Source organism: Actinomadura sp. NBRC 104412 (assembly GCF_030269515.1).
Taxonomy (GTDB): Bacteria; Actinomycetota; Actinomycetes; order Streptosporangiales; family Streptosporangiaceae; genus Spirillospora.
Map to the genome: position 1 here is coordinate 116,598 of NZ_BSTM01000023.1, position 12,189 is coordinate 128,786.

Below are 12,189 nucleotides of genomic sequence, written 5' to 3' on the forward strand. Positions count from 1 at the left end.
GCTTCGTGAATGGGGCATGACGGGCCGTAGGGCAATAAATCAGGGCCCGTTTCCGGCGCCCGTGAGAAGCTGGAACCGGGAAAAGACCCCTACAGGGAGGATCGCGAGCGCATCGTGACCGCATCCGACAGGGCCGTGCAGCTCGTCCGGATCGCCGCCGAGGCGGCAGGCGACAAGCTGGCCGACGACATCCTTGCCTATGACGTGAGCGAGCAGCTCGTCATCACCGACGCCTTCCTGCTCTGCTCGGCGCCCAACGACCGGCAGGTCCGCGCCATCGTCGACGAGATCGAGAAGCGGCTGCGCGAAGAGGCCGGCGCCAAGCCCGTACGCCGCGAAGGCGAACGCGCCGGACGCTGGGTGCTGCTGGACTACTCCGACATCATCGTGCACATCCAGCACGAAGAGGAGCGCACCTACTACGCGCTCGAACGTCTCTGGAAGGACTGCCCGCTCATCGGACTTCCCGAAGCCGTCAACGCCGGCTCGGCCCAGCGCGGACGCGCCGTCGGGAGCCCCAGTGAGTGACCCGGAACCCGGCAAGGACCGGGAACCCGGCAAGCGCCGGGTCGTCCTGTGGCGGCACGGCCAGACCCGCTGGAACGTCGAACGCCGCTTCCAAGGCAAGACCGACATCCCGCTGGACGAGACCGGCCTTCAGCAGGCCCGGCGGGCCGCCCGGCTCCTCGCCGCGCTCCGCCCCACCGCCCTGCTGACCTCCCCGCTCCAGCGGGCCTCCGACACCGCGCAGGCCCTCGCCACGATCACCGGCCTGCCCGTCGCGCAGGACCGCGACCTCGTCGAACGGGACGGCGGCGCCTGGGAGGGCCTCACCAACCAGGAGATCCGCGAACGCTACCCCGCCGAGTACGCCGCCTGGCAGCCACCCGGCGGAGAGACCAGCGCCCAGGTCGCCAAACGCGTCTCCGCCGCGATCGAACGCGCCCTCGACGACCTGCCGCCCACCGGGCTGCTCGTCGTCGCCTCCCACGGCGCCGCACTCCGCCTCGGCATGTGCGGCCTCCTCGGCCTCCCCGAACAGCACTGGGACAACCTCGGCGGCCTCGCCAACTGCTGCTGGTCCGTCCTCAGCGAACGGCGCGGCGGCGAAGGCTGGCGGCTCGTCGAGCACAACGCCGGAACCCTCCCCGAACCCGTCCTCAGCGACGACCGCGCCGTCAACGGCACCTGACCCCAAACCGATTCGAGTACGGCCCTCAAGTCCTATACACTGGCCAAGCGCTGCGGGATGCGAGTCCACGCAGTCGCACGGGGCTATGGCGCAGTTGGTAGCGCGCCTCCATGGCATGGAGGAGGTCTGGGGTTCGAATCCCCATAGCTCCACTCGGGAGTGGGTGAAGTGTGTTCATCGCCCCTGGGGGGCGCTTTCCCGGTTCTCCCTCGTCATGTTCATCTGGGGGGCGACCCCCAGACCCCCGATGCGGGGGCTCCGCCCCCACGCCCGCTCGGGAGTGGGGGAAGTATGGTCGTCGCCCCTGGCGGGGCGATTTCCCGGTTCTCCCTCGTCATGTTTATCTGGGGGGCGACCCCCAGACCCCCGATGTGGGGGCTCCGCCCCCACGCCCCCGTACGGGCGCTGCGCGCCCTTTTTGGGGCTTCGCCCCTTGCCCCTGTTCCTTTTGGGGCTTCGCCCCTTGCCCCCCTTTGGGGCTTTGCCCCCTTTTGTTTAGAGGTCGTACCAGAAGATGCAGGAGATGTCGTAGAAGCCGTTGGACTTGAGGGTGGCTTCTACGATCTCGTGCCAGTTGCCGCCGTGGCGTGCGTACATCCATTCGATGGTGGGGCCGTAGGGGTTGCCGTAGCGGGCCTGGTTGCGCTGGTCGAGGCGGCGGATGTCCTTCATCTTCATCTTGGTGCGGACCAGGGCGGTGGCCTGGTTGCGCTTGGGGACCATGACCCGGGCGATCTCCTGCTCGGTGCGGCCCTGGATGCGGAGGCGGTTGACCTCGACCTCCATGGCCTCCAGGCGGTCCAGGTAGGACTGGCGTACCTGGCACGTGTGGACCCAGTCGTCGGCCGGGCCCACGCCGGTCCACATGGAGAGGCCGAAAGAGCCGGGGAGCAGGATCAACGTGACCGCCAGGCGGCGCATGCGCGGAACCTTTCATGGTCGGGGGGTCAAGGTTCGATCGGAGTAACTTTGCCATGGTCGGGCCGCTGAACCTCGGTGGGAAACGCTGTAGCTTGCGGTTGTGACCGAAGAACGTGGTTCGGTGGGGATTGTCGCGGCCATCGGGGCGTTGGCCGGGGCCGCCCTGGCGGGGCACCGAGGGAGGCGGGCGGCGGGCGTGGGGGCCGTCGTGGGGGCCGTTGGGCTGGGCCTGGGCGAGGCGGTGGCGCGGGCCAGGCAGAAGCCGGGGGAGATCCCCGCGCTCTGGCAGCGCATCGCGGTGAGCGGGGCCATGGTCGCTCCTCTTGGGTGGGTCGCCGGCCGGTTCGCCGGGCCGGTTGCCGTGGGTACGGGGGCCGGGGCCTTGGCGGGTGCTCTGGGGTTGCGGCCGCAGAAGGTCGCCCTTGGGCCTGTGGTGGGGTTGGCGGTGGGTTCCTCGGGCGCTCCGCCCGCCATCGCGGCGGCGGGGGCCGTCGTGGCGTTCAGGTGCCTGTCGGCGGTGGTGTTCCGGGACCCGCAGGTCAGCCTGCTGGCGGAGAAGGTGCCCGAGGAGGAGCTGCCCTTCGTGGTGCCGTTGGAGGCCCGGTCCCGTTATGTCGGAACGGGGTACGTGAGGGAGCTGGCCACGGTCCTGGGAGGGACCTACGCGGAGGACGTCGCGGACGTGGGGATCGTGAGCTCACTGGACGAGCTGCGCGGCCCTGACTTCGACCCGGCGGACGTGCATCCCCTCGTGCGCGAGTTCTACGAGCACACGGCGCGGTTCACGCTGGACATCGTGCCCGAGTGGCGGACGTGGGTGCGGCCCGGCTACCTGCTGTACCGGACGCTGCTGGCCAGGCCGCTGGGGCAGGCCAGCGTTCCCATGAACCAGCGGGAGGCGCAGCGGGGGGTGCGCGGCCGTATCGACACGATCGGGTTGGAGGGCGTCGTCTCCCTCAGGGGGTGGATCCGGTCTTTCGCGGATACCGACGAGCCCATTTATGTCGGGATTTACACCACGTACCGGCATGGCGACCGCGGATATGTGAGTGTCGGATTTCCGCTGCCGCAGGCGAGTTTCACCGCGACGCTGGCGCCGTACGCGCGGGAGGGCGGCGGGCTGGTGCTCACGAGCGTGACCGATCTGGACCATCCGGGGCACTATCTGACGTTCATCGATCCGGAGACCAGGGACCTGACCACGCTGGCCGTGCACGGGTTCGCGGAGAAACTGGACGTTTTCGTGGAGGACGGAGAATTGCGGGCGACACACGCGTTCTCCATTTTCGGCTTGCCGTTCCTCGTTTTGCGTTACAAGATGAGTCGTAAAGCTTCAGATGGGTAACCCTGAGGGTGTGTGGCTCGGTGGGCAGCGAGACGAGAAAAGGGAACGGTCGCCGCTTGATGGTTGCATTCAGAGGTATGGGACGGCATCGCAGGGGAGCCAGGCGCGAGTTCACCGTCGCGGATCTCATCGAGGAACTGCGGCGGTTCGATCCGCGGCTTGAGGTCCGGCTCGTCACCCAGCCCCGCATGCCCTACGAGCACACCGTGGGCGCCGTCGCCGAGGCGGACGGCATGGTGTGGATCGGCGAGGCCCAGCAGCAGGGCTACGCCCCCGACGAGGTGGCCGACCGCCTCGGCTGGCGCTGATCACCCCCGCCGATGCACTAAGCTCGTCGCCGCGGGGCTATGGCGCAGTTGGTAGCGCGCCTCCATGGCATGGAGGAGGTCTGGGGTTCGAATCCCCATAGCTCCACGGGCCTATTCGTGGACGGTCGTCGGGTCGCTGTAGCGGAGCACGGCGCCCACGCCGACCCGGTTGTCGGACGGCAGGACGACCAGATCGCCCTCGGTGGCGGCCATGGCGCGGACCAAGGCGGCGTCGGCGCGTTCCTCCTGGATGTCCTCGATGCCCAGCCAGCGCAGCTCGTCGGGCTCGGTCGCGACGTCGCCCGGGCCGGGGCCGATCCACAGGCTGGTGGGGGCGCCGGGGTCCTCGTCCAGGAGCAGGCTCTCGACCTGGCTGCGCCGGACCGCCTCGACCGTGGCGGGCAGGCCCGCGACGGCGCGCTCGCCGTGCGCCAGCTCGCGTTCGAAGCGTTGGGCGACGGTGAGGACGCGTTCGGTGGACTTCAGGTCCAGGATGCGTGAGAGGTCGTCCTCCACGATCTCGCCGCGGTCGGACTCCACCGCCTTCTCCAGCGTGCCCTCGGAGATCTCCTCCAGCACGGTCGTGCGGGCACGGGGGTCGCCGGCGATCACCACGGCCTCGGCGTGGCAGGCGGAGGCGGCGCGGTCCACCTCGCGGGCGACCTTCTTGGCGTTGTGCTTCCAGACGTTCTCCGAGGCGCGCTGGTAGCGGGACTGGTTCCAGTCCCCGGCCTTGGTCTTGCGGATCGGGTAGTCCTCGTCCCCCGGGACGTCGATGTGGCGGTGCCGGCCGTCGGGGCCGAAGCAGTCGATCTCGCCGCCGCGCCGGTTCACCCGGGCGACCATGTACGCGAACCGCTCACCCCGGTAGGACAGGTACGGCAGGACGTGCGGAAGCGGGGATACCCTGGCCAGCTCCGCGCGGGGCGGGCGCTGGAGCCGCGCCGAGTGGACGACCTCCCCGCCCGCCGCGAAGACCACCAGTCCCTCGGACCGGCGGCGCTCCATCTCCCGGGTGACGGTCTCCTCGATCGCGCGCAGCGTCGCGGGCGGGCAGCCCTGTGCCTCCAGCTCCTCGCGCAGCGCCCGCCAGCGCAGCTCGATGACCTTCTCGGCGTCCTCGGTGCTGCGGGTCATGTCCATGTACACCGAGGCGTACGGACCGGGCCTCGCGTACAGCGGCTTGAGGAAAGACACATCCATATGCGTGCCCTACCCGTCGCAGCCGTCCCAAACGCCCCTGTTCGCAGTGCATGATCCCTGTCTGTCGGGTATTGGCTGGGGCGAAAGGGGGAACGCGATGACCGAGCGTCACGGCACGCCCGAGGACGAGGGGATCCCCGATCTCCAGGACGGATCCCCCGAGCAGTACTGGGCCGAGGACCCGCAGGAACAGTCGATTCCCGGGGACGACCCCGCGGCCCTGGACGACTACGGGATGACCGGCACGGAGATGCACACCGGCGAGCCCCTGGACGGACGCCTGCGGCGGGAGCAGCCGGACGGCCCGCGCATGGAGCCGGGTCCCGCCGCGCCCGCCGGGCGGCTGGTCGCGCCGGACGAGGGTGCCCATGCCGACACCGAGGAATACATGGTGGGCGACGACGTGGGGGACGACGGAGGCGGCTACACGGCCGAGGAGGCCGCGATGCGCCTCGACGAGGAGTGATCGGCGGGCGAGGAGCGTCCCCCGCCGCTCAGCCCAGCTCCGTGAACGGATCGGGCAGGTGGGGGGTCGCGAGCGTGCCGCGGGCCTGGCGGACGCGCGCAAGGAGCGCGGTGCGGGCCGCCGCCGCCTGCGCGGAGTCCTCGTCGTACAGGTACGTCACGGACGGGTCGGCGAGCTGGACCGGGTGATGGATGATGTCGCCCGTCACGACCAGCTCGTCCTCGCCGAGCACCACCGACTGGTGTCCCGGTGTGTGCCCAGGGGTGGGGATGACCCGCAGCCCGTCGGACAGCCTTTCCTCGCCCTGGAGGGACTCCAGACGGTCCGCTTCGCGCAGGGGGTTCACCACCTGGGTCAACACATCCCCGCCCTCGGCCTCAAGCCATGCCAGTTCGTCCTCTTGAACGAGGTGGCGCGCGTTGGCGAAAAGGGGCTCGCCGTCGTTCACGGCCCCGCTGGCGTGGTCGCTGTGCAGATGGGTCAGAACGACCGTGTCGATGTCGTCCGGTGCGATGCCGCTCTTTTGCAAGGCGCCGGGGAGCCCTCCAGGGACGGGCGCCCAGGAGGAGGCGGGGGAGCCGTCCGCGCCCACGCCGGTGTCCACCAGGACGGTGGGCCCCATCGGGTCGCGCAGTAGGAAGCAATGGAAGTGCAACACCCACTCGCCGTCCGGCCCGAACGCCGCGGGTGCGTCGGCCCGCGTCCTCTCCCACAGAGCGGGGCGCGCACCGGGAAAGGTCTCGTCCAGCGGACGGCGCAATGCCTCACCCATCGGACCCACCGCGTCGCAGAGCGGGATGACCTCGACGCCGGAGACGATCCTTGGTTTCTCGTGCATAAGGCCCACCATGGCAGGCCGTCCCCACCCCTGTGCAACGCCGGGCCTCCGATCGTTCCGCCAGGGGGGACAATGGCAGGCGACGAAGGGGGCTGTCGTGCGCATCGGCATTCTGGGCCCGCTCGACGTGCGGGACCCGTCCGGGCGTCCCGTCGAGATCAGCGGTCCGCGGCTGCGCGCGCTGCTGGTCCGGCTGGCGCTGGAGCCGGGACGGTCGGTGCAGCCCGGCCGGCTGCTCGACGATCTGTGGGACGGGGCTCCGCCGGCGGGTGGCGGCAACGCGCTCCAGGCACTGGTGTCCCGGCTGCGCGCCGCGACCGGCCCCGGCCTGATCGAGCACGGCCCGGCCGGTTACCGGCTCGCGGTCGACCCGGCGGACGTGGACGCCGTCGCCTTCGAACGCGCCGTGGCCGCCGCGCGTACCCTGGAGTCCCCGTCCGCTCGCGCGGAGGAACTGCGGCGGGTGCTCGCGCTGTGGCGCGGCCCCGCTTTGGACGGCTTCGCGGACGCGCCGTTCGCCGCAGGCCACTCGGCGCGGCTGGAGGAGCTGCGCCTGACGGCCATCGAGGACCGCGTGGACGCGGAGCTCGCCGCGGGCGCCGACGTGGCGCCGCTCGTCCCCGAGCTGGAGGCGCTCGCCGACGCCCACCCGTTGCGCGAACGGCTGCGCGCCCAGCTCATGCGCGCCCTGTACGCGGCCGGGAGGCAGGCGGATGCCCTCAGCGTGTACGAGGAGACCAGGCAGGCCCTCGCCGACCACCTCGGCGTCGATCCGTCACCCGAGCTCGCGTCCGTGCACCTGTCGATCCTGCGGCAGGACGTCCCGGAACGGCCCGCGGAGCCGGCGACGGGCAGGGCGCGGCTGACCAACCTGCCCGCGCAGTTCACCAGCTTCGTCGGGCGGGAGGAGGAGTCGGCGCGCCTGGACAAGCTGTTGCGCGAGTCCCGCCTGGTCATGCTCACCGGCCCGGGAGGCGCGGGCAAGACCCGGCTGGCGGCCGAGGCCGCGGGCCGCGCCGTCCAGGACATGCCGGACGGGGTGTGGTTCGTCGCGCTCGCCCCGGTCGCCGACGAGGGCGACGGGGAACGTGTCGCGCAGGCGGCGCTGACCGCCCTTGACATCAAGGAGACCGTCCGCCCCGGCGAGACGCACTCCCTGACCCGGCCGCTGGACCGGCTGGCCGACGTGCTGGCACCACGGCGGATGATCCTCGTCCTGGACAACTGCGAGCACCTGATCGAGGGCGCCGCCACGGTGGCCGGCCGGATCCTGGCCGACGCCCCCTGGGTACGGATCCTCGCCACCAGCCGCGAGCCTCTGGGGATCACCGGCGAGTCGCTGTGCCCGGTGCCGTCGCTGGCGCTGCCACCGGCGGACGCGGACGCGGCCGAGGCGCTGCACTACGACTCCGTGCGGCTGTTCGCCGACCGGGCCGCCGCCGTCCGCCCCGGGTTCGCGGTGGACGAGGAGACGGTCCCGCACGTGGTGGAGATCTGCCGGGCGCTGGACGGCATCCCGCTGGCCATCGAGCTGGCCGCCGCCCGGCTGCGCTCCCTCACCCCCGCGCAGGTCGCCGACCGGCTCGGCGACCGGTTCCGGCTGCTCACCGGCGGCAGCCGGACCGCGCTGCCCCGGCACCGCACGCTGCGCGCGGTGGTCGACTGGAGCTGGGACCTGCTGGACGACCGCGAACGCGCCGTCCTGCGCCGGCTGTCGGTGTTCGCCGGCGGCGCCTCACCGGACGCGGTCACCGCCGTCTGCGGCACCGGACTGCCGGAGGACCCGCCGGTCATCGACGTGATCGCGGCGCTGGTGGACAAGTCGCTGGTGATGGCGGAGGGCACCGCCGACGTCCGGTACCGGCTGCTGGAGACCGTCCGGGTGTACGCGGCCCAACGGCTGGCCGAGGCCGGCGAGACCCGGCGGATCGGCGCCGCGCACGCCGCGTACTTCCTCGACCTGGCCGAGCGCGCCGAGCCCGAGCTGCGGCGCGCCGACCAGATCCGCTGGACCGAACGGCTGGACACCGAACGCGGCAACTGGCAGGCCGCGCTGCGCTTCGCGATCGACACCGGGGACGCCGCCACCGGCCTGCGCTTCATCTCGGCGCTGTTCTGGTACTGGCTGGTGCGCGACCAGGAGGTCGAGTCCGGCGGCTGGGCCCGTGCCGTCCGCGACATCGCCGGCGGCACGGCCCCGCCCGGACTTGAGGAGCCCTACGCCATCAGCGTCGCCGTCTCGCGGATGGTCGCCGAGATCACCGATGAGGCGGGGCTGACACGGGACTCGTTCAAGGAGACGCTGGAGGAGGTCCTCCGGCTGATCCCCGAGCGGCCCCGCCACCCGATGCTGGCCCTGATCAGGTTCGCCGCGCGGTTCTTCCAGGGGGACGTCCCCGCCGCGCGGGAGGCCCTGTGGGACCTCAAAGGGCATCATCCCGATCCGTGGCTGCAAGCCGTCGCCCAATGCATTTTCGGCTACCTGGCGATGAACGAGGGCGACCTTGAGACCGCCGTCACCGAGGCCCGCGCCTGCTACGAGGGTTTCCACGCGCTCGGCGACCGGTTCGGCCTGATAATGAGCCTCGGCCTGTTGACGGAGCTGGCGATGGCGCACGGCGACCCCGCCGAGGCCGTCCGGTACGGCGAGGAGGCGCACGGCTACACCCTCGAAGGCAGCATCAATCCCGACCATGGCGCGGCCATGCTCATCCAGCTCGCCCGCGCACGCGCCCAGACCGGGGACCTCACCCGCGCCCGCGCGGACCTCGAACAGGGCATCGTCGAGGCCGAGCGGGTCGGCCAGTACTGCGACGCCGCCTCCGGACGCCTGTACCTGGCCGAACTCGCCCGCCGCGAAGGCGACGCGGACACCGCCCAAGCCCTCGTGAACGACGCGCTCGCCCTCATCGAGCCACGGCAGGAGCGGCCCGACTTCTACAAGGCCGCCTCCCTCGCCTACAGCATGATGGGCGGGCTCGCCGAGCAGCGCGGTGACCTCGACGCCGCGGAGTCCTGGCATACCCGGGCCTTCCGCAAGCTCGGCTCGGGACTGGTCGGCGACAACCAGGCCCTCGCCGCACTGCTCGAAGGCCGCGCGACACTGGACGTGGCCCGCGGCGACCACGCCCGTGCCGCCGAACTGCTCGGCATGGCCCGTACGTTGCGCGGCTTCGCCAGGCCATTCGCCTCCTCCGAACCGTCCTGCTTCGACGCCCACCGCGCCGAGGAGGCGGCCCGCGCCGCACTGGGCAGGGACGGGTTCGACTCCGCGTACGAGCGTGGCCGCCGCGCCGACCACGAGGAAGCCTGGGCGCTCTGCAAGTGAGCGCCCGTTTCAGGCACGGCGTGCGTACATACGCATCGCCAGCGGGAACGCGACCGCCACGATCCCCGCGGCCCAGGCCAGCGTGTACCAGGCGTCGTTCCCGAGCGGCCCGCCGACCGTCAGCGCCCGCACCGCGTCGGCCAGACGCGACACCGGGTTCCAGTTCGCCCACGTCTCCAGCCACCCCGGCATCGTCGAGGTGTCGGGCATCAGGATGCTGCTCCCGAACGTCAGCGGCATCACCCAGATGATGGCCAGCCCCTGAACCGTCTGCGGCGAGGGCGCCACCAGGCCGACCAGGACCGACACCCACGACACCGACAGGTAGAACACGTACGCCAGCGCGAAGGCCGCCACCACCGACAGCGGATCGGTCTCGAAGCGGAAGCCCAGCGCCGACCCGAACCCGACCAGGACCACCATCACGATGCCGAACCGCACCGTGTCGCCCAGCACCGTCCCGATCAGCGGCGCGGAACGCGCGATCGGCAGGCTGCGGAAACGGTCGAACACGCCCTTGTGGATGTCCTCGCTCAGCGCGGTGCCCAGCCCCATCGTCCCGAACATCGCCATCTGCGCCACCAGGCCCGGCAGCAGCATCTGGAGGTACGTCCGCGTGTCACCGGCCACCGCGCCGCCGAACACGTACAGGAACAGCACCAGGAACACGATCGGCATCAGCGTCACGTCCAGCAGCTTCTCCGGCGAGTGCCGGAGCTGCGCCACGTTCCGCCAGGCCAGGGTCAGGCCGTGGTGCAGCGTCCGGCGCGGGCCCACCCGGCGCGGCGGCGCCACCATGGTCATCGTCTCGGCGGTCATCACAGGCTCCCTTCATGGACGAACTCGGTGGTCGGCACGGTCTCCTCGGTGGTGCGGTGGCCGGTCAGGGTGAGGAACACCTCGTCCAGGCTCGGCACCCGCAACCCCAGCTCGGCGGGCACGATCGCCACCGCGTCCATCCGCCGCACCATCTCGGCCAGCACCGCCGCATCCGTGACCGGCGCCGTGACCAGCCCGGTCGGCCCGTGCACCGCGGGCCGTTCACCCGTCACGTCCGCGACGATCGCGGCGAGCTGATCCGTCCGGTGCTCGTCGGCGGCGCGGACGGCCAGCGTCCGCCGCCCGATCCGCGACTTCAGCTCGGCCGGCGTCCCCTCCGCGATCACCCGGCCGTGGTCGAACACCGCGATCCGGTCGGCCAGGGCGTCGGCCTCCTCCAGGTACTGGGTGGTCAGCAACACCGTCGCGCCGTCCGAGACCACCTCCCGCACCGTGTCCCAGACCTGGTTGCGGGCATGAGGGTCCAGCCCCGTCGTGGGCTCGTCCAGGTAGATCACCCGCGGCCGGCCCACCAGGCTCGCGGCCAGGTCGAGCCGCCGCCGCATACCGCCGGAATAGGTCTTCACCGCACGCCCGGCCACGTCCGCCAGCCCGAACCGGTCCAGCAGCTCCGCCGCCCGGGACCGCGCCCGCGCGCGCCCGAAGTCCAGCAGCCGCCCGATCATGATCAGGTTCTCGGTGCCGGTCAGCACCTCGTCCAGCGACGCATACTGCCCGGTCAGCCCGATCATCGCCCGCACACGGGCCGCGACCTTCACCACGTCGTAACCGCAGACCTCGGCCCGGCCCGCGTCCGGACGCAGCAACGTGGCCAGCACCCGCACCGCCGTCGTCTTGCCCGCGCCGTTGGGCCCCAGTACCCCCAGGACCATCCCGGGCCCGGCCTCCAGATCGACCCCGTCCAGGGCCTGCGTCGTTCCGAACCGCTTGCGCAGTCCCTCCGCTCGTATCAGTTGCTCCATCGGCGTTCCTCTCCGGAGATCGCTCGTTCGCCGACCAAGCTCGCCGACGCCGCTGACACGGCACTCACACGGCACGGACAACCGGTCACATCCCGCTGACACGCCCCTGACACGACCCCGCCGCGCGCTCCGCGCTCCGTCGAGCGGATCCGCGTCTCCGTCTCGGTTGGCCGAGACGGCCTGACCTGTGGGTTTAGCGAGGCGAGGGGAGGGGTACGGCACCCAGGTTGACGGTTGGTCCTTGATCACCTAATCTTCTTCCTGCCCGAGAGGATGCGGGACGCCGGAAGGCGGACGGCCTCCCGGGAAGCCGCCGAAGGAAAATCGGTTCAAAGCTTGCCGCGAGCCGAGGTACCCTAAGGTGGTCAAGCCCAGACGGGATGCAGGACGCCGCGAGGTGGCCGGCCCGAGGGACTCCTCCGAACGACTCGACGCGAGCGGCTCGCCCCGCTCGTGGATGTCGCACAGGGGACTGGGCGCCGTCCTCGAAGATCGGTCCAGTCGGACCGGTTGACAGGTACGGAGATCCTGGTAAGTTAGAAGGGTTGCCCCGGAGCTGGGTTCGTGTGAGCGGGTCTGGCGCGGTGGGTGTCCGTTTCTTGAGAACTCAACAGCGTGTTAAAAGCCAGTGCCTTTTCGGTTCATTCGCCTCTTTTCGGGGGGTGGGTGGATCGCCCCGTGGCCGCAGGCCGTCCCGTTGGTGGGGTGGTTTGTGGTGGGGATTTCTTTGAGGCAATGCGCGTGGTTCGCCTGTTTGGTGGGTGGGCGCGCGTGTTTGCTGGGATT

General features: G+C 71.2%; 11 protein-coding genes and 2 tRNA genes. 8 read left to right on the top strand and 5 right to left on the bottom strand.

Annotation, left to right across the window (positions count from 1 at the left end):
- Positions 1–114: 114 nt before the first annotated feature.
- The 3 genes from rsfS to QSK21_RS25685 all read left to right on the top strand — a co-directional run bounded on the left by rsfS (position 115) and on the right by QSK21_RS25685 (position 1,344).
- Positions 115–528: a ribosome silencing factor gene (gene rsfS, locus QSK21_RS25675; protein WP_285699574.1), complete on the top strand. Its 414-nt coding sequence runs from the start codon at positions 115–117 to the stop codon at positions 526–528.
- Entirely contained in the window at positions 521–1,192 is a 672-nt protein-coding gene (locus tag QSK21_RS25680) for a histidine phosphatase family protein (protein WP_285699575.1), read from the top strand. Before rsfS ends, QSK21_RS25680 begins: the two co-directional genes overlap by 8 nt.
- A 79-nt stretch (positions 1,193–1,271) precedes the next feature.
- A tRNA-Ala gene (locus QSK21_RS25685) sits at positions 1,272–1,344 on the top strand.
- 343 nt (positions 1,345–1,687) lie between these two features.
- On the opposite strand, the gene QSK21_RS25690 is transcribed toward QSK21_RS25685, so the two are convergent.
- Positions 1,688–2,113 carry a hypothetical protein gene (locus QSK21_RS25690; protein WP_285699576.1) on the bottom strand — a complete coding sequence of 142 codons (426 nt, stop codon included), beginning with the start codon at positions 2,111–2,113 and terminating at the stop codon, positions 1,688–1,690.
- Positions 2,114–2,213: 100 nt separating this feature from the next.
- Here QSK21_RS25690 and QSK21_RS25695 point away from each other — a divergent pair, with 100 nt between their 5' ends.
- From QSK21_RS25695 to QSK21_RS25705, 3 genes are all read left to right on the top strand, one after another.
- Positions 2,214–3,458, top strand: coding sequence for a hypothetical protein (locus QSK21_RS25695; RefSeq protein WP_285699578.1), 1,245 nt, complete (start codon positions 2,214–2,216; stop codon positions 3,456–3,458).
- 77 nt (positions 3,459–3,535) lie between these two features.
- A complete protein-coding gene (locus QSK21_RS25700; RefSeq protein WP_285699579.1) occupies positions 3,536–3,766 on the top strand; it encodes a hypothetical protein in 231 nt (76 codons plus the stop codon).
- A gap of 33 nt (positions 3,767–3,799) precedes the next feature.
- Positions 3,800–3,872: transfer RNA gene (locus QSK21_RS25705), tRNA-Ala, on the top strand.
- Positions 3,873–3,877: 5 nt separating this feature from the next.
- Here QSK21_RS25705 and QSK21_RS25710 read toward each other — a convergent pair.
- On the bottom strand, positions 3,878–4,969 hold the full coding sequence (locus QSK21_RS25710) for a baeRF2 domain-containing protein (protein WP_285699581.1): 1,092 nt from the start codon (positions 4,967–4,969) through the stop codon (positions 3,878–3,880).
- Positions 4,970–5,066: 97 nt separating this feature from the next.
- On the opposite strand from QSK21_RS25710, the gene QSK21_RS25715 reads away from it, so the two are divergent.
- Complete coding sequence (locus tag QSK21_RS25715; RefSeq protein WP_285699582.1) at positions 5,067–5,435, top strand: DUF5709 domain-containing protein; 369 nt, start codon at positions 5,067–5,069, stop codon at positions 5,433–5,435.
- A 28-nt stretch (positions 5,436–5,463) separates the two neighbouring features.
- Here the strand turns inward: QSK21_RS25715 and QSK21_RS25720 are convergent, their stop codons facing one another.
- The gene (locus QSK21_RS25720; protein ID WP_285699584.1) at positions 5,464–6,273 is read right to left on the bottom strand and encodes an MBL fold metallo-hydrolase; all 810 of its coding nucleotides are present in this window, start codon (positions 6,271–6,273) and stop codon (positions 5,464–5,466) included.
- Between the two features lie 97 nt (positions 6,274–6,370).
- On the opposite strand from QSK21_RS25720, the gene QSK21_RS25725 reads away from it, so the two are divergent.
- Positions 6,371–9,601, top strand: a complete 3,231-nt coding sequence (locus tag QSK21_RS25725; protein ID WP_285699585.1) for an ATP-binding protein — start codon at positions 6,371–6,373, stop codon at positions 9,599–9,601.
- 9 nt (positions 9,602–9,610) lie between these two features.
- Here the strand turns inward: QSK21_RS25725 and QSK21_RS25730 are convergent, their stop codons facing one another.
- Together QSK21_RS25730 and QSK21_RS25735 are read right to left on the bottom strand one after the other, a co-directional pair.
- Positions 9,611–10,420: an ABC transporter permease gene (locus QSK21_RS25730; RefSeq protein ID WP_285699587.1), complete on the bottom strand. Its 810-nt coding sequence runs from the start codon at positions 10,418–10,420 to the stop codon at positions 9,611–9,613.
- Complete coding sequence (locus QSK21_RS25735; RefSeq protein WP_285699588.1) at positions 10,420–11,403, bottom strand: ATP-binding cassette domain-containing protein; 984 nt, start codon at positions 11,401–11,403, stop codon at positions 10,420–10,422. Before QSK21_RS25735 ends, QSK21_RS25730 begins: the two co-directional genes overlap by 1 nt.
- Positions 11,404–12,189: the final 786 nt, after the last annotated feature.